15 protein-coding genes are annotated in these 18,960 nt (G+C 43.1%); 7 read left to right on the forward strand and 8 right to left on the reverse strand.

Features of this window, described 5'->3' with window-relative positions; all coding sequences use genetic code 11:
* Positions 1-2: 2 nt before the first annotated feature.
* Positions 3-1,019 carry a signal peptide peptidase SppA gene (gene sppA, locus L2096_RS01745; protein WP_250364756.1) on the reverse strand — a complete coding sequence of 339 codons (1,017 nt, stop codon included), beginning with the start codon at positions 1,017-1,019 and terminating at the stop codon, positions 3-5.
* Between the two features lie 133 nt (positions 1,020-1,152).
* Here sppA and L2096_RS01750 point away from each other — a divergent pair, with 133 nt between their 5' ends.
* Complete coding sequence (locus L2096_RS01750) at positions 1,153-2,169, forward strand: lysophospholipid acyltransferase family protein (RefSeq protein WP_216197641.1); 1,017 nt, start codon at positions 1,153-1,155, stop codon at positions 2,167-2,169.
* Here L2096_RS01750 and L2096_RS01755 read toward each other — a convergent pair.
* The 5 genes from L2096_RS01755 to L2096_RS01775 form a co-directional block, all read right to left on the reverse strand.
* The gene (locus L2096_RS01755) at positions 2,102-4,528 is read right to left on the reverse strand and encodes a DNA internalization-related competence protein ComEC/Rec2 (RefSeq protein ID WP_250364757.1); all 2,427 of its coding nucleotides are present in this window, start codon (positions 4,526-4,528) and stop codon (positions 2,102-2,104) included. The genes L2096_RS01750 and L2096_RS01755 overlap by 68 nt on opposite strands.
* A 77-nt stretch (positions 4,529-4,605) precedes the next feature.
* Positions 4,606-5,292 (reverse strand): lipoprotein-releasing ABC transporter ATP-binding protein LolD, encoded by a 687-nt coding sequence (lolD, locus tag L2096_RS01760; protein ID WP_004939423.1) that lies wholly within the window; start codon positions 5,290-5,292, stop codon positions 4,606-4,608.
* A complete protein-coding gene (locus L2096_RS01765) occupies positions 5,285-6,520 on the reverse strand; it encodes a lipoprotein-releasing ABC transporter permease subunit (protein ID WP_004939428.1) in 1,236 nt (411 codons plus the stop codon). The genes lolD and L2096_RS01765 overlap by 8 nt, the downstream gene beginning before the upstream one ends.
* Before the next feature lie 341 nt (positions 6,521-6,861).
* Entirely contained in the window at positions 6,862-7,767 is a 906-nt protein-coding gene (locus tag L2096_RS01770) for a DMT family transporter (protein ID WP_004939432.1), read from the reverse strand.
* An 8-nt stretch (positions 7,768-7,775) separates the two neighbouring features.
* A complete protein-coding gene (locus tag L2096_RS01775) occupies positions 7,776-8,243 on the reverse strand; it encodes a YaiI/YqxD family protein (protein WP_004939433.1) in 468 nt (155 codons plus the stop codon).
* Between the two features lie 221 nt (positions 8,244-8,464).
* On the opposite strand from L2096_RS01775, the gene L2096_RS01780 reads away from it, so the two are divergent.
* Both L2096_RS01780 and L2096_RS01785 read left to right on the forward strand, forming a co-directional pair.
* Positions 8,465-9,403, forward strand: a complete 939-nt coding sequence (locus L2096_RS01780; protein ID WP_004948725.1) for a hypothetical protein — start codon at positions 8,465-8,467, stop codon at positions 9,401-9,403.
* Between the two features lie 38 nt (positions 9,404-9,441).
* On the forward strand, positions 9,442-9,588 hold the full coding sequence (locus L2096_RS01785) for a hypothetical protein (RefSeq protein WP_004939440.1): 147 nt from the start codon (positions 9,442-9,444) through the stop codon (positions 9,586-9,588).
* 56 nt (positions 9,589-9,644) lie between these two features.
* Here L2096_RS01785 and serC read toward each other — a convergent pair whose 3' ends face one another.
* On the reverse strand, positions 9,645-10,724 hold the full coding sequence (serC, locus tag L2096_RS01790; RefSeq protein ID WP_151839705.1) for a 3-phosphoserine/phosphohydroxythreonine transaminase: 1,080 nt from the start codon (positions 10,722-10,724) through the stop codon (positions 9,645-9,647).
* Between the two features lie 371 nt (positions 10,725-11,095).
* On the opposite strand from serC, the gene L2096_RS01795 reads away from it, so the two are divergent.
* The 4 genes from L2096_RS01795 to L2096_RS01810 are packed head-to-tail and all read left to right on the forward strand — an operon-like array spanning position 11,096 to position 15,857.
* Positions 11,096-12,520: a TolC family protein gene (locus L2096_RS01795; protein WP_081406517.1), complete on the forward strand. Its 1,425-nt coding sequence runs from the start codon at positions 11,096-11,098 to the stop codon at positions 12,518-12,520.
* 13 nt (positions 12,521-12,533) lie between these two features.
* Complete coding sequence (locus L2096_RS01800) at positions 12,534-13,622, forward strand: HlyD family secretion protein (RefSeq protein ID WP_025095000.1); 1,089 nt, start codon at positions 12,534-12,536, stop codon at positions 13,620-13,622.
* Position 13,623: 1 nt separating this feature from the next.
* Positions 13,624-14,754, forward strand: a complete 1,131-nt coding sequence (locus tag L2096_RS01805) for an ABC transporter permease (protein ID WP_250364758.1) — start codon at positions 13,624-13,626, stop codon at positions 14,752-14,754.
* A complete protein-coding gene (locus L2096_RS01810; RefSeq protein ID WP_111811600.1) occupies positions 14,751-15,857 on the forward strand; it encodes an ABC transporter permease in 1,107 nt (368 codons plus the stop codon). Before L2096_RS01805 ends, L2096_RS01810 begins: the two co-directional genes overlap by 4 nt.
* Positions 15,858-15,899: 42 nt before the next feature.
* Here the strand turns inward: L2096_RS01810 and gyrA are convergent, their stop codons facing one another.
* A complete protein-coding gene (gene gyrA / locus L2096_RS01815; RefSeq protein WP_151746878.1) occupies positions 15,900-18,644 on the reverse strand; it encodes a DNA gyrase subunit A in 2,745 nt (914 codons plus the stop codon).
* Positions 18,645-18,960: the final 316 nt, after the last annotated feature.

Below are 18,960 nucleotides of genomic sequence, written 5' to 3' on the forward strand. Positions count from 1 at the left end.
ATTTATTGGAGTTTCGTCTGCTGTTCCGTTTGCAGGTGCTGGCTCAATGATGCAGCGACACCTTGACCAAATTCTGAACCCATTCGACCTAGAATTGTTTCAAATGGATTGCGCTCAATGGTGTAATCTACTTTATTGTCTACTTTTAACTCACGCATCAAGGTTTGTAAATTACCTGTCCGGTCAGCCACACCCAATTTGACCGCTTGCTCACCCGACCAGAACAAGCCCGAAAATACCGCCGGATCATTCGATTTTAAGCGATTGCCCCGCCCCTCTTTAACCGCATTGATAAAATGTGCATGAACGTTATCTAAAACCGATTGCACATGTGCACGTTGTGCAGGATTAACCGGTTTGGTCATGCTTAAAATATCTTTGTTATCGCCGGATGTAAGTGTACGGTCTTCAATGCCCAATTTTTGCGCCAGACCGGTAATGCCATAGTTTGGCATAATCACACCAATTGACCCCACCAGACTCGAAGGGTTGACAATAATTTCATCTGCAGCAGAAGCAATATAGTAGGCGCCTGAAGCCCCCATATCACCAATTACGGCATAAATCTTTTTATCTGGGTGCTGTTTTTTCAAATAACGGATTTCTTGCCAGATTTCATCTGACTGAACTGGCGAACCACCCGGCGAATTGATATTGAGGACCACGGCCTTACTTGATTTAGCTTCAAACGCTCGGGTAAGTGCTTTGTTGGTATCTTCACTATTGACCGATTTACTGCTTGAATCGATGGTTCCAATAATATTGACCACAGCCAAATGTGGGCTACTACTTGACGTACCGCTCGCCCCATCACTGACAGAACAACCACGGCCCAGCAAAACCAGCACGAACAGTACATATAAAAAAGTAAGCGTTTTAAAGAAGATCCCCCAACGACGACTACGACGCTGCTCTTCGACAGAGGCCAAAACAGCTTTTTCTAAAATCTGCCATTCTTGACCAGTTTTATTGTTGCTATTTTGCACTTCATTTTGTGGTTTAGGCGGCCAATCAGACATAAAAAATAACCCAAAAAGTTGAAAATACTGCCATTATATACACTGAATCGGGAAAAACTGTTTAATCGTTATGATTTAACTTATAATATTTTTATCCGACAAGCCTCCGTTTTTGTTTTTAAGCACTTTTATAATGACGACTTCCGATTCACGTAGCTTAATGTATCGCTTACTTAATTTTATTAGCAGACAGCCTATCCAGCTTTCTCGTCTATTCGCACGGATGCTTGCTAGCCTTGTAAATGGTTTGAAACTTACAAAAACATCTAAGACCATACAACTCAACCTAAAAATTACCTTGCCGTATCTCAATGACGAGCAGCGTCATGACATCATTCGTAACGCAATTCGAAATGAACTGATGTCTTATATGGAATTCTTTAGTATTTGGGGATCTTCCAACGAAAAAAATATTTCTCGAATTCATAGCATTCAAGGTGCAGAATACTTTCACCAAGCGGTCGCCGAAAAAAAGGGACTGGTTTTGATCGTGCCACATTTTGGTACATGGGAAATTATGAACGCATGGTGCGCTCAATTTACCGACATGACCATTCTATATAAACCAGTCAAGAATGAAGATGCCGATCGCTTTGTACGCGAAGCACGTAGCCGCGAACAAGCCAATCTGGTTCCAACTGACGAAAGTGGTGTCCGTCAAATTTTTAAAGCCTTAAAACAAGGCGGAACTACCGTGATTCTGCCCGATCATACGCCTAACGTGGGCGGCGAGTTGGTTGAGTATTTTGGTATCCCTTTGGCATCGAGTAATTTAAGTGCCAAGCTTATTCAGAAAACCAAAGCCAAAGCCTTGTTTCTATACGCCATTCGTAATGAAAATCACGGGTTTGATATGTATATCGAACCTATGGATACAAAAATCTATGAAGGCACAGATCGCGATGGCACAGCGGTGATCCATCGAGCAATTGAATCTTTAATTCAAAAGTATCCAGATCATTACCATTGGAGTTATAAACGCTTTAAAGCCAACCCTGAACTCGACAATCTTTACACCTTAAGCGAAGAGGAAGCACTCGAAAAAGTGCAACAGGTACGTAACGCCAATCAGCGCGAAAAGGCTATTGTGTTAACCAGCGGTATTGATGGCGATAAAAACGTGGCTGCTCATTCGCTTGATCAAAACTAAAAGAAATACTGCCTGCTTTGGCTGTGCTGAGTAAAGGAATTTGTAACGCTGCCAGTCGTGCCTGAACTTCAATACTAGGATGGCCATAACGATTGGTTGCACCTGCCGATGCAATCGCATATTGAGGCCGATAATGCTGTAAAAAATCATGGGCTGAACTATGACGACTCCCGTGATGCCCCAAAACCAAAACATCTACGCGCAGATCCGGATAATGTTGAAGTAATTTAAACTCGGTTTCCCAACCTGCATCTCCCATAATTAAAAAATGTCGTATGGGTTGATTGTTTTTAAACTCGATATGCATAACACATGACGATTCATTTCGATTCGTATCAGCACGTCCGATCTCCTGAAGCGCTGGTGATAAAACTTGTATAATGGTTTCAGGTGTCTCAAAACGCTGTCCGGCATAGCACAGCTCAAAAGTAGATTGAAGTTTAGGCATTGGTTCATTGGCTTGAATCTGCGTAACCGATATTGCATCCAGAATCGCGGGTAATGCCCCGCTATGATCTTGATCTAAATGTGACAGTATAATTCGGTCTAGCTGCTTTACGCCCTGTGCCTTCAAAAATGGCACCACCACCTGCCTACCTACACTAAACTTTTGCTCGTCGTGATTGCCGCCAGTATCGAGCAGTATTCGTTGTGTCTGATCTTGGATGAACACAGACTGTCCTTGACCGACATCTAACACCACTAATTGGGTAGGTGATTTTAATTGTGCAGGTAGAAAAACAGGCACACAGCATATGATTGACCAGCATTTAGGCACTGTGCCTTTAGGCAAAAATAAAATTAAAATGCCAAATGAAATGCTGATGATCATCCAAGGACGAAGTGCAAAATATTGTAACTCCGGTGCAAAGATATGATCCATCATATTAAACAGACCCAAAACAGCCTGTAATACCCCATCATTGAGTTGAAAAATCAAATGTCCAAATGCAGGAAGGATGAGCCAGAAGCATGCAGCGATAACATCTAAAGGCACCACGATGGCACCCAGAACTGGAATGGCAATGATATTGGCAAATGGAGTCATCCAAGAAAACTGTTTAAAGAGCAATAAGGTTAGGGGTAACAGTGCGAGAAAGATTTTCCATTGTGTCTTGATGAGAAGCTGCGCAGCATATCCGATTCGAATACGCCAAGATTGACCAGTCTTTTGCTCCTGTACAATTTCCTGATAAATACGAATCAGAATAAAACAGGCCCCATAAGATAGCCAGAATGCTGCCGAGAGTATGCTAAACGGATCGATAAATAATAGAACAGAAGCACTGAACAGCAACAAGAAACTGGCATGTACAGGACGTTTTAAAAGTATGAAAATACTCAGTATGGTTACGGTCAGCAGCGTTCTTAGAGCAGGAATTTCAAACCCCACCAACGCGCAATACAGGAGTACGCATAATAAAAATGGAATCAGCATCAGTCGCTGGCGTGGAATCACCAAATAAATTGCGGCGTAGTATCGATTGATCAATTGGATAATACACCATGTCATCAACGCTGCAAAAATAAGCACATGCGGGCCAGATATCGCCAGCAAATGTGAAATACCAAAGCGTTGAAACTGCTGCTCAAGCTCAGGATCAAGAAGACTTCGATCGCCCGTGAGTAAGGCCAGAAGTAAGCTTTGATGTTGTAAGGAAGAAGCAAGAAAATAGCCTCTAAATTTTAATCTTAAGTGCTCGGCAGCAAGCAAAAATTTTCGAGTCCAAGATTGTTGCTGTTTCACATGATCATAATATCCTTCACGTAGCGCCTGTTCACTTGAAAGCATTTCGAGTTGTACAACTTTGCCACGCCCTTGCCAGTTTTGTTGTACGAACCATTTTTCTACATCGAATGCACCTTGTGTAGCGTAACCATGCACAGGTTGACGCTGAATCACGGCACGATAATACTGCCCAACAGCTAAACTATGCGCCATGGTATCAGCAGGGATAACTGTTTCATCTATGGAAAGTACCCAGTGAATGGGAGCATCATTTTCATTGAGAATCTGTGCAGGCTGTCTGATTCCGTTTTGAGACTGCTCCCCCATACGGTTGATGTAGATGATGTATGAGTCGACTGAAGAGGTCGTGACACGATGCTCAAGCCGCGTGGTGAGTGCCTGATTGGCGTAATAGACGCCACAGCTAAACGACAAACACACCGAAAAGATGCCCAATAAGCCGCCTAACAATTTCGAAGAGTTGAACTGTTGGGCCACACGTAGATAGATGAGTAAAAATAGGAAATATAGACCGATCGCGATACCGAGTGTGACAGCCGATATGGGATCAAATATATGCCCCATGGCTGCAATTCCTGCAATCCACCCCAGAAAAATAAGCTTTAGCATTGTTATTTAAAATCTATTTTATTTACTTGCATTATAAAAATTGAAAGCCCCCGAAAGGGCTATCAATACGCACAACATCAGACTGGATCGACCCAAAGGCCATCTTGCATATGTAAAATTGAATCTGCAGATTGTGCCAACTGTTCATCGTGGGTCACGATCAGCATGGCCATATTGAATTCTTTTTTCAGCTCGGTGAGTAGCTCAAAAATACCCAGTGCCGTTTTGCGGTCTAGATTTCCTGTTGGCTCATCTGCCAGCATCACTGCCGGACGCCCAACCAGTGCACGTGCCAATGCAACACGCTGGCGCTCTCCGCCAGATAATTCACCAGGCTTATGCGTCAACCGATGTGACAACCCAACACGATCCAGTAAGTGTTCAGCCTGTTGTTTGACCTCTTTATAATTAGTCTCTGCACGAAGCATCAGCGGCATGGCCACATTTTCAAGTGCCGAAAACTCTGGTAGTAAATGGTGAAACTGATAGACGAAACCCAAATAATGATTTCGTTTATAGCCGCGTTGCGCTTCACCCAGATTATCAAAACGCTGACCATCCAGAAAAACCTGACCCTGACTCGGCGTATCGAGTCCGCCCAGTACATGCAGCAAAGTGCTTTTACCTGAACCACTTGCTCCAACAATCGAAACAAATTCCCCTGCTTTTACCTGAAGCGATAAGCCTTTAATCACATCAACTGTCGATTTTCCATCGGTAAAATGCTTATGAATATCTTTGGCTTCAAGGACAATCTTACTCATAGCGCAATGCCTCCGCAGGTTGAATTTTCGCTGCACGCAATGCCGGATAAATCGTGGCAAGAAAGCTCAATAACAGTGAAACCGACACAATCAAAGCCACATCTTGCCAGCGTAGATAAGACGGCAAGTAATTAATGAAATACGCATCGAATAAATGTAAACCAAGCGCGGTATTGAACCAGTCAATGATATTACTCACGCTTGAAGCAAACACGACTCCTAAAATAGCACCCGCCACCGTACCGATCACACCAATCACTGTACCTTGAACCATAAAGATTTTGGTAATGGTGGCTGGTGATGCACCTAGCGTTCTTAAAATCGCGATGTCTGATTTTTTATCGGTCACTACCATGACCAGTGAAGATACAATATTGAATGCTGCAACCAAAACAATCAGGAACAATAGTAAGCTCACCATGGCTTTTTCCATTTGAATGGCGCTAAACAAGTTACCGTGAGTATAGGTCCAGTTAGACGCATAGAAATTGGATGGTAAGGTCTTCACAATATCGTCTGCCACTTGAGGTGCTGCAAAAATATTGTCCAGTTTAAGGCGAATTCCTTGGGCGCCATCGGGTAAGCGCAACAGTGTAGATGCATCATTCAAGGCAATATAACCCATCATCGAATCTACTTCGGCACCAATACTGAAGATGCCCACAATTTTAAATCGTTTAAATCGTGGCACCACCCCAGCAGGTGATGGCGTCGCTTCAGGCAAAACCAGCGTCACACTGTCGTTTAGACCAAGCCCGAGTGCGTCGGTCATTTGCTTGCCGAGTACAATGCCGTATTCGCCTTTTTTAAGGCTGTCGATACTACCTGCCACCATATGGTTTTGGATGATCGAAACCTTTTTTTCATAACTTGGTTCGATTCCGCTGACCATAATACCGGCAACTTGGCCTTGTGCGGTAAGCATGCCTTGTAATTGTGTAAATGGTGCAACACCAGTGACATGAGGATGACCCTCAATTTTTTTAGCAAGTTGAGGCCAGTCGGTTAGAATCTGGTTCGATGAAATCGTGGCCTGCGGTACCATACCAAGTACACGATTTTTCAACTCGCGATCAAAGCCGTTCATCACGGACAAAACGGTAATCAGTACCGCAACGCCCAAGGTCAGACCAATCATCGAAACCAAGGCAATAAACGAAATAAAGTGATTACTACGCCGAGCGCGGGTATATCGCAACCCTATATACAGCGAGATTGGTTTAAACATACCACTTAGTCCAAGGTCATTTCATAAAAGAAAAAACAGTATTTATTTAGATACTGCGATTAACATCGATTACGCACAGATACACCAAAAGAATCTCGATAAAACTTCACCCGGCAGACTCTTATTATTGAATGACCCTTACGATTCAGATTATATAGCGGGCTTATTTTGTACCAGATACCGCAGTAGATCAATTTGATCGTACGGATTACTACGAAATCGAACAATTAAGGCATAAAGATCAACATTTTGATGTACTTTATGAAGCGTATGTTACCCGGTTTTAAGCCAAATTCAATCGTACCTGTCTGTGCATTACATTAGGCAAGCTACAGTGATCCTCAAGATTTGATGTGTTGTTTGTAGCGTCGATTGGCCTGAATATCACGATAAAAATATAAAAATAACCCACTCAAAATAATACAGGTACCTAAAATCATCATGAGTGAAATCTGCTCATGATTAAATAAAGCGCCAATGACCAAGGCCAGTAAAGGCGTCATCACATTGGTGAGCGATAATGTGGTCGGCTCAATGTTTTTGACCAGTTTAAAATAGCAAAACATTGCAATCAGTGATGCCATGATCGTGGTGTACAACAAGGCCAGTAATGATTTCATTTCCGGCAGATGCGTAGGTGCATGTGACCACACAAACGGCAGTACACACAAAGACACCAAGGTAGAAACCAGAATTGACCCAGTGGCTTGTGCCATCGGCACGACATCGGCATTGACCTTTTTTACCCAAAAAATTGAGCTACAGTAGATAAAGACACTCATGAGCATCAGACCGATGCCCAGCGGATGCACATGCTGTGATGACCCGCCAAAGCAGATCAATGCCAAACCGACAATTGCAATGGCCATACCCGTCCATTGCAGGCGATTGAGTTGCTGCGCAAAAGCAAAACGGCCAATCAAACCGGCAATGATAGGTGCAAGCCCAAACATTAGAGCAATCACCCCAGAGCTTAGATACTGCGTGGCAATATAGGTAAACACCTGCGCGCCAATTAAGCTAAACGAGCCTGCAATATAGCTATGAATGGCGTTTGGGTTGAGTGGAAAACGAATTCTGAGTACCAGTAATATCACTACAGCAATTGGCAGCGCCAAAAAGAAGCGTAACATCATGGCCCAAAGTACATGCAGATCCGCCACGCTCCAGACAATCGCCAGCGGAGTCGATGCCCAGATCAAAACCAAAACAATATAGGTCAGTATGATATTGCTTTTTGAAGGCATAGCCGGTCTCAAAGCGTTTTACGCTTTTGCTTTAAAATGGTTTGATCAAGCGCACTTGAAAACTCGCGTTTATCACGTTCAGAAATGGGCGGTGGTCCGCCAGTTTGTACGCCAGCACCCCGCAGGGTGTCCATAAAATCACGTAAATGCAAACGTGCTTTTACATTGGCATCGGTATAGATTTCGCCTCGTGGATGAATCGCAATACCGCCCTTTTCAATCACTTGTGCAGCTAAAGGAATATCCTGAGTAATCACAATATCATGTGCCTGCATGCGCTCGACAATTTCACGATCGGCCTGATCGGCACCACTCATAACCTGAATCGATTTGATCCGGACAGATGGCGTAATGCCCACGTTTTGATTTGCAACAAAAATGACTTCAAGCTGATAACGATCAGAAGCACGCAAAATGACTTCTCGCAGAATCTTTGGCAATGCATCGGCATCGACCCAAAGTTTAAATGGCAACACGCAATTTCAACCTTTTTAAAGAGGAATTTATTTTAACAGACTTAAGATTTGATGGTGACCTGTAGGCTTGTTATTTTTACATAGATCTAATACGCCGACATCTCGATGAAATTCAAAAAGAAAATTAAAATATTTTTTACATAATTGCATATCAACACTTGAAAAAACTTAGATATGCTCGATTTATATATCTAAATCTTTTAAAAATTCTTCAGGGTTATATGAAAAATCAAAACAGTCCAGAAATCGTTACTATTCAAGATCAAGGTTTTGGCAACCATGGCGAGCATTGGGCGTTATTGAGTGATACACCTGAACAAGTCGTGCCTAAATGGCTCAGTATGGCACTCGACGCTCCTATGATGCCAATGGGTTTATGTGAAACTGAACAGGATATGGATACCGACGTATGGTTGATTCAAGGTCCGTCTGAATCTGGGATTAAAGTCAGCCAGATTATTGCGGTCGAAAATAATAAACCGCGCGCGCTGAAAACTGCATTTCCAAGTTTTGAAAGCCCATATAAATATAATGCTGTGATTGATCGCATCATTGCCTGCGAATCAAATACTCAGGCTGTTTTACGGTTGAGTTTAAATAAAAATACCACTATTTACGCTTACGATAATCTATATAGCGTCAATCACAATCAATATGAGAAAAATCAGGCCTATCAAGTTCAGTTAAATGCTTGGGCCTATGAACTTGAAGTCGTTGCCGACAACGAAACCATTGAAGTCGACGATCCGGCATCGATTAAACATCATCGTGCGTTAAATGATATTTTATCGGCCAATAACGGTGTTGCGCCTGAAAATCTGCAAGAATTGATTGATGCGTGGCAACCTAAAACGCCTGAAGATCAGGAACCTGTAACGGTCGATTTTTCTAAAATGGTGGCTTATTTATTTGGCGAAACCATGGGCCAAGAAGACGAAGCTTGGTTTCAAGGCAATATCGTAGGTAAATCATCGACGACATTTATGGATGAAACCTATACCCTTTATGATGTGGTGTTGGTGCTAGAAGACGAGCTACCTGCAATATTAATTCGTCTCGCCACTAAAAATAATGCCCACGAAAATTTTGAAATTGGTCAGTATATTCGAGGTAATATCTGGATTCAGGCGAATATTTATGCTAAAAGTAAAGTTGAATAATAGCGTTTCAACGAATAATTAATAAATTAGGCGTATTGATGAAAATTATACCTGAACAATCGACCAATCTGATTCAATTGAGCGGACAGCGTATTAAATTCGATACAGTTGCATTATGCTTTTTTGCACTCGGAATGTTTTTAGCAGCAGTGATGATCCATTATTTTGGTTTCTTATCGCTTTAAATGAATCATTAAAAAAGCCCCACATGATGTAGGGGCTTTTTTTATTGCCTTTGCAATTAGCCGTTGGCTTTGACAAATGCGTCCATAAAGTTGATTAGTGCTTGCACGCCTTCAAGCGGCACAGCATTGTAAATGCTGGCACGCATTCCACCAACTGAACGATGTCCAGCAAGGTTCAATAGATTGTTTTGCTCTGCTTCTTTTAAGAAACGTTTTTCCAATGCTTCATCTGCCAAAGTGAATGGCACATTCATAATCGAGCGATTGGCCGGCGCAATCGGGTTGTTATAAAAATCACTCGAATCGATATAACCATAGAGTAATTTGGCTTTTTCAAGGTTGGCTTGATGAATGGCCTCAACACCACCTTGCTCTTTTAACCACTCAAATACCAAACCAGCCAAATACCATGAATAAGTTGCCGGTGTATTCACCATAGAGTCATTTTTAGCTTGTGCAGAGTATTTTAACAGGCTCGGAATATCTGCACGTGATTGGTCAAGCAAATCGTCACGAACAATGACCAAAGTAAGACCTGCGGGGCCAATATTTTTTTGCGCACCAGCATAAATCAAACCAAACTTGCTCACATCTAGCGGTGCAGACAAAATGCTAGACGATAAATCCGATACCAACGGCGCATTAACCTCAGGAATACCTGCAAATTGTAAGCCCCCGATGGTTTCGTTATCTGCATAATGCACATAAGCTGCATCTTCAGACAATGCCCATTCAGACTGAGGCTTAATACCAAGCTTGCCATCAATTTGAGTGCCTGCTTCGATTACATTGATATCGCCATAACGCTGAGCTTCTTTTAGCGCTTTTTCAGACCAGATTCCAGTATGGATATAATCTGCCTTGCTGTTTTTTCCAAGTAAATTTAATGGAATTGCTGAAAACTGTAACGATGCACCGCCTTGCAAGAATAAGACTTTATAGTTTTCAGGAATGTTCATCAACTGGCGCAGATCGGCTTCAGCCTTTTCTGCAACGGCAACATAATCAGCGCTACGGTGACTCATTTCCATGATGGAAAGCCCTTTACCCTGCCAGTCCAACAGTTCACGTTGAGCTTTTTCTAAAACAGCAGTCGGTAATGCAGCTGGGCCAGCACAGAAATTGTACGCGCGCATGATCGTTCCTTTATATAATTGAAACTAAACTAAAGTTCGCATTTAACCACATCTTGACAGCGCATGCAGCAGCATTGAGCATATATTTTTTATATAACTTGATGCCTTTTGGCCTGAATTTACGATTGATCAAATCAGATAAACAATAGAATATCCAGTCAGATTAATCCAAGCATATTGATTGCTTTTTAAAGACCCCACGTGCTATACATTTGTATAATAAACAAGACTATAACTGATGCTTTTACAATAAAGATTATACTTTCAGGAACAACACGACGTGACTTGATATGACATTACAACAGCGAATGATAAAAATGAATTTCAGGTGCGCAAGCTCACCTCCTCCAGTCAAGTTTTTGTTTGGCTGTATGGCCGCTTTGCTTTTATGCAGTGAGGTGGCACTTGCTGAGGGCATCAGTTATGTAGAGGCAGAGCAACAAGCGCTCACATCCTCTTACAGCTCTCAGGCCAGTCAAGCCTTTGAACAGGCAGCACGTCTTGATGCACAAGCCACTAAAGGCCTAGGACGCCCACGTATTGACCTTAATGTACGGGCTTATAAATTCCATAGCGAAGTTGATCTCCCTTTAGACAGTTTTAAACAAAATCTTGAAAATACTTTGAGTCAACGCTTGAGCGAGCAATTGTCTCAGGTGGGTGGCGTGTTGCCGCCAGATGTACTCAATACGATTCAGACGGGCGCGAATACAGCCATTTCAGATGGAATTAATCAGTTTCCCAATTACGCAAATTTAAGTATTGAAGATGAAGTGATCAGACCCACCATTTCTCTAGTCATGCCCATTTACACAGGCGGCCTGATTAAAAGTGCTAAGCAAATTGCTACCATACAGGCCATGCGGGCACAACTCAGTACAGAACAACAGCAAGATATTCAACGATTTGAAATTATTCAGGCTTACTTTAATACTCAGCTACAAACGCAATTGGTGAAATCGAGCCAGTTCAATGCGGATGCCATGCAAAAACATGTCAATAACGCCTTCAAGCTCGAACAGCAAGGCTTTATCAGCAAAGGCCAGCGAATGCAGTTTGAAGTGGCACGTAACAACGCCCTGCGCTTATTACAAAATGCTCAAAGCAACTTAAACAGCAGTCAGTTTCAGTTAAATCATCTATTACATCAGCAAACGAACGGGAATCTCACCACACCGCTTTTTGTCAATACAAAACAAACATTGCCTTTGAATCAATTTTTGAGCTCGTATCCCAATCAGTCTAATCTCATTCGAAAAATGCAAATAGACACCCAACTGGCAGATGAAAATGTGAAAGCACAGCGCGCCGCCAAAAAGCCGACTGTATTTGCCTTTGCCGAATATAGCTTAGACAAAAACGAAAACTGGATTGTGGGTGTGGTGGCACGCTACAACCTGTTTGGTGGACTAGATAAAAATAAAAGTATCGAATCTGCCGAACTCAAGCGCTATGGCAGTCAGCTTTTAGTCGAGCGTACCAAACAGGAAATTGAAAATATTATTCAAAAATCTTATAGCGAAATGGGTTCTTCGCAGCAAACACAAACGCTGCTGAATGACAATAAACGCGCTGCACTTGAAAACTTACGCATCCAAGAGCTTTCATTTAGAGAAAACATGGGAACGGCCAATCAAGTGATTGATGCACAAAATGCCGTGCAAGTGATTGATACAGAAATGGCCATCAATGCTTATAAATACGTGCTCTCTCTGGCCACGCTGCTCCAAAGTCATGGCTCGATTAGTCAGTTTAAAACGTATTTAAATCAGCCTAACACAGTATATATTTATTAATTACGAGGACATCATGCCGACAGATCAATCGTCTTCTGACACTGAACATCCGGTGCCCTCTGCCTCTGAGTCGGCAACGACCACCGGACCCCAGCAAAAACAGACACCACATGGCCCTAAGCGCGCCGTAAAAATCATTGGTTTGATCATTTTATTGCTCATCATTGGACTGATTATTTATGGTTTATGGAAAGCGTATCAGCCTCGTAGCGTAGCATTACAAGGTCGCGTTGAAGCCGAAACGCTTTACGTCACCACCAAAGTGCCTAGTCGTATTGCGGAAATCTTTGTCGAAGAAGGCCAGAATATTAAAAAAGGTCAGGCACTTGCTCGCTTGGTTAGTCCTGAGATAGAAGCCAAAAAGCAGCAAGCGCAAGCCGCTTTACAATCGGCTTTAGCACTTCAATCGACAGCAGAGCGCGGTTCTCAAGAAGAAAATATTGATACTTTATATGCCAACTGGCAAAGTGTAAAAGCTCAGGCGGAACTGGCTGAAACCACGTATCGTCGTGGTGAAACACTCTACAAAGAAGGCGTCATTTCACGTCAGCGTCGCGATGAAATGTTTGCAGCACAGCGCTCTGCCCGAGCTTTAAGCGAAGCCGCGTATCAACAGTATGCACGTGCCAAGCGTGGCAGTACGCCACAACAAAAATCGATGGCAGATGCACAGGTCGATATTGCACGTGCTGCGCTGGGTGAAGCTGAATCGTTAGAAACTGAAACCAAACTCTACTCCCCAATAAACGGCACTGTTTCCAAAATTTATGGGAAACCCTCGGAGTTGGTCGCTGCCGCAGTGCCTGTGGTCAGTTTGTTAGAGGATGACGAACGCTGGGTCAGTTTAAATGTCCGGGAAGATCAGTATCGAAGTGTCTATCAGCAAAAAACACTTCAGGGATATGTACCCGCACTTGATAAAAAGATCAATTTTAATATTCAACACATCGATGCCGAAGGTGAGTTTGCCACCATTAAAACCACGCGACAAACTGGCGGTTACGATATCCGAAGCTTTAAGCTTCATCTTAAACCCACAGAAGCAGCAGCTGATTTAAAAGTGGGTATGAGTGTGATTTTTGATGTAGTTGAGGCCAATTGATATGTGGGCCTGTTTCTGGCGTGAGTGCAGTTATCTGCTCAAAAACAAATGGGATTTGGCGATGGTTACACTCGCTCCCCTATGTGTTGTGGTGCTGTTTGCAAGTATGTTTTATCAGGGAAAACCCGATCATCTTCCCATTGCACTCATTGATCAAGATCATAGCCAGCTGAGTCGCATCATCGAACAGGATTTACGCCATAATCCCACACTAGATTTGAAATACGTTTTAACCAATACGTCTGAGGCTGAGGAACTCGTAAACAAAACCCAAATTTGGGGATATGTACATATTCCAGAAGGTGCAGAACAGCGTTTAGTGAATGCACAAGATGCACAGATTAGTGTGGCGTTTAATCAGTCATTTTTTAGTATTGGCAACACCATTTCAAGTGCCATGCTCATCAGCACACTCAATGCCATGGGCGAGTTTGGTAGTGAACACTATTTTTCAGCATTATTGCCTGCCATTGACCTACCCACACCGCATGTCAAAGTCTCAACACTTTACAACCCTAGCTTAAGCTATGAGTTTTATCTCGAGCCTTTCATGGTACCCGCGATTTTGCATTTATTGCTGTGTTGCTGCGTTGCATTTGCAATTGGTCAGGAATTTAAACGCGGTACGCTGACGCAATGGAGTGCACCTGACAATGCCATGAAAATGCTACTTGCCAAAACTTTACTCTATGTCGTGATTTTTTGTGCTTGGACATGGCTATGGATGTTCTGGCTGATTGTGGTTCGTGGCTGGTTTGTTGCAGGCAGTTTGAGCCTGCTTTTAATGGCACAGTTTTTACTTTATTTCGCATATGCCATGATTAGCGCAACCGTTATGATTGCATCGCAAAATATGGGCCGAACCTTTGGATTTATTGCCGTTTATGGCGGATCATCCTTAAGTTTTGCAGGCGTTACTTTACCACTGAACAATGCACCGATTTTTACACAATTTTGGTCCATGATTATTCCATATACACCGTACGCAAAGCTTCAGACCGAGCAATGGGTGGTTGGAAGTGATGTTTCTATTTCATTATGGCCACTTCTGATCTTGCTGTTTTACTGTGTTTTTTATTTTTTGGTGTCGAGTCGCTTGCTTAAAAAGCGTGTGCAGGAGGCGCTCTCATGAAAAAATTCTGGTTTTATTATCTGCACACGTTTAAAGAAATTGCAAAAAATTCCTCGATTTTGACGACTGTTGTGTTGTCAGTGTTTTTTTACAGCTTCTTCTACCCCACTGCGTATAAGGCAGAACACGCCGAATCACTCCCCATTGTGATTGTGGATGAAGAACAAAGTGCTTTAACCTCAACCATCATTAGTCAAGTGGCAAATAGCCCTAAAATCAAGATTGTTGCAACCACGACAAACTTTCTTGAAGCAGAGCAAATGGTTAAAAACCAGAAAGCAGATGGTATTTTGTATCTGCCTGATCAATTAAGTATGAGTGTTCGACGTGGTGAAATGGGCGGTGTAGGACTTTATATCAGTGCTGCATATTTTTTAAAAATCAAAGAAATTGGTTTAGGACTGGCGCTCTCTATCGAACAAGTGATTGCCGAATATGCCGAAAAATTTGGTCAGATTACACATTTTAAACCGGCGCTTTCAATTCATCAGATTCCGCTTTTCAACACGCTTTCAGGCTATGGGAGCTATGTATTTCCCGCCGTCGCACCGCTGATTATTCATCAAACCATTGTACTGGGTTTAGGTATGTTACTTGGAGGATATAAAGAAGAACGGTATCAGCCAACATCGAGTCAGTTTTGGGGAATATTTGCCAGCTTTTTTACCATTGGCTGTCTAGGCTGTCTGTATATGTTTGGCTTTGTGTTTTGGAAAAATGATTATCCGCATGGCGGAAATTTCTGGGGCATGCTGGTTGCGGTTCCAATCTTTGTGAGTTGTATTGTCAGCTTGGGTCTGCTTTTTGGTTCTTTACTCGATATGAGCGAACGTGCCGGACATTTTCTGGTTTTTACTTCTATTCCATTGTTTTTACTCACTGGAACCGCCTGGCCGATACAGGCCATGCCTCAATGGATGCAGATTTTTAGTGCGTTGCTGCCATCTACGCATGCAGTACAGCTATTTGTACAGCTCAATCAAATGGGGGTTCATTTAAGTGCTGTCATGCCCAAACTTATGATATTGATGCTCATGACCGTAATCTTTTTAGCATTGGCTTACTATCGGTGGGTTCATCGCACGCACAATCGACATTCATAAAAAAAGGAAGCCAAAGCTTCCTTTTTTTACATATCAAGATGGTTAAGCTTGATCATTGCTCTCTAAGTCATTTGCAACACTTTGATTTGCTGTATCAGACTCGATATCTGCTTGCTCTACTGCATCTGATGCTTGAGCCTCAAGATCTTCAATCAGATCATCTTCATCTTCTACAGCCTCAATGGATACCACACCCACCAAGGTTTCTGCATCGCTGAGACGGATCAAGCGAACACCTTGTGCATTACGGCCTGTCATTGCAACTTCGGCGGCACGGGTACGTACCAAGGTTCCGCCATCTGAAATCAACATCAGCTCTTTGGTTTCATCAATTGAAACAGCGCCTACCAATTCACCATTACGCTCGGAGGTCTTGATTGCAATCACGCCCTTGCCGCCACGTTTTTTGGTTGGGAAGTCATTTACTGGTGTACGCTTACCATAGCCGTTGGCACTGGCACACAGCACTTCACCAGTCTCTGGTACAACCACCAATGACACAATGCGACTTACCAGATTTGAATCGTTAGAATCATCTGAATCATCTGCTTCATCGGTATCGAGTTCTGCATCTTCACTATCTACAGCAGCAGCCAGCGTCACGCGCATACCGCGTACACCTTTTGCGGTACGTCCCATGGCACGCACATCAGTTTCTGCAAAACGAATGGCCTTACCTTCATTAGAAAACAGCATGATTTGCTGTTGACCATCGGTAATGGCTACACCAATCAAGGTATCTTCTTCATTGAGTTCGATGGCACGTAAGCCGTTTGAGCGGATATTGGCAAACTGCTCAAGTTCTACACGTTTTACCGTACCTGAAGCTGTTGCCATAAAGACATAATGGTCTTCTGGGAATTCAGTCAGCGGCAAAATTGCAGTGATGGTTTCATTGGCATCTAACGGCAACAAATTGACCATAGGACGGCCTTTTGCACCACGCGATGCTTGCGGCACTTCAAACACTTTCAAACGGTACACTTTACCCACATTGGTAAAGCACAGCACGGTCGCGTGATTCGACGCCACAATCAAATGCTGGATTATATCGTCATCTTTCATTGACGTTGCAGATTTACCACGTCCACCACGGCGCTGCGCCTGATAGTCTGACAATGGCTGTGTTTTGGCATAACCCGTTTGTGAAACGGTCAATACCACCTGCTCTTCTGGAATCAAATCTTCACGACAGAAATCAATACGTGATTCGACAATCTGAGTACGACGTTCATCACCATACTGTTGTAAAATCAGCGCAAGCTCTTCACGAATCACTGTCATCAACAGATTAAAATCGTTTAAAATTGCTGTCAGCTCGGCAATTTGAGCCAAAATTTCGCTGTATTCGGCGTGGAGTTTGTCTTGCTCTAAGCCTGTTAAACGATGCAAGCGAAGCTCAAGAATTGCACCCACTTGCGTTGGTGACAAGCGGTAGATCTGGTCAGATAAACCAAATGGGCGCGCTGGATCTTCACCCTCAATTTCATCTGGACGAACCGAAACCGAACCCGCTTTTTCGAGCAAGGCAATCACACCGCCACCAGCCCACTCGCCCGCCAAAAGGCGTTCACGTGCTTCAGCCGGATTCGCCGAGGTTTTAATGGTTTCGATGATGTTATCAATATTGGCTAAGGCAACCGTTAAGCCTTCCAAAATATGACCACGTTCGCGCGCTTTACGCAGTTCAAACATGGTACGGCGTGTTACCACTTCTTGACGATGACGGATAAATGCCGCAATGATGTCCTTCAGGTTCATCAACTTCGGTTGTCCGTTGTCCAGACACACCATATTGATGCTGAATGAGTTTTCTAGCTGGGTATTCAAAAACAGGTTATTGACGATCACTTCCGCGTTTTCACCGCGTTTCAAGTCAATCGCAATACGCATGCCTTCTTTGTCGGATTCGTCGCGAAGCTCCGAAATACCTTCAAGCTTTTTCTCTTTGACTAATTCGGCAATACGCTCAATCACACGTGCCTTATTGACCTGATACGGAATTTCCGTAAAGACAATGGTGGTACGTCCGGTTTTTTCATCTTCCTCAAAATGATATTTACCGCGAATATGCAAACGCCCCTTACCTGTTCGGTAAGCATCGACGATGCCTGATTTTCCATAGATGATACCACCTGTCGGAAAGTCTGGACCGGTGATATGTTCCATCAAGCCTTCAATGGAGATATTCGGGTTGTCTGCATAAGCTAGACAGGCATGAATCACTTCATTTAGATGGTGCGGTGCCATATTGGTCGCCATACCGACGGCAATCCCTGCTGCTCCATTGATGAGCAGGTTTGGAATGCGCGTTGGCAACACATCTGGAATACGCTCTGAACCGTCGTAGTTATCCACCCAGTCCACGGTGTCTTTTTCAAGATCTGCCAGAAGCTCATGTGTCAGCTTGGTCATACGCACTTCCGTATAACGCATCGCTGCTGCACTGTCGCCGTCCACAGAGCCAAAGTTACCCTGACCATCGACCAACAGATAACGTAGACTAAAATCTTGTGCCATACGCACGATTGTGTCGTATACAGCAGTATCACCGTGCGGGTGGTACTTACCGATCACATCACCCACAACACGTGCTGACTTTTTATAGGCTTTGTTATAGTCATTGCCGAGCTCGTGCATGGCATAAAGCACACGACGATGCACTGGCTTAAGGCCATCACGTACATCTGGCAATGCACGCGATACAATTACGCTCATCGCATAATCTAGATATGAATGCTTGAGTTCGTCCTCAATGGCAATCGGTCGGATTTCCGATACGCTCATGCATACTCCTTGTAGACAGCAAGCGCTAAACTTGCTGCAATATGTCTTGATCTTGCAATAAAATTCAGCTCAAAAAAGCTGAACTAAAAATAAAAAATACAGCGGCAAATGATAGCATAATTCTGCTTCTGAATGTACGATCTCGCCGTGATCTGGCTTTTATATTTATATAATTTACAGATTATTTACAGATTTAATTTTATACTGATTTAAAAATAGACAACCGTATTCTCAGTCTGGTTTTTTACATGACTTTTTTAGTAAATGGTCACGCTTTTTCTAAAACAACTCACGTTAAGTTTGGCAGGATTGATCA

The organism is Acinetobacter sp. ACZLY 512 (genome assembly GCF_023614015.1).
GTDB lineage: Bacteria > Pseudomonadota > Gammaproteobacteria > Pseudomonadales > Moraxellaceae > Acinetobacter > Acinetobacter soli.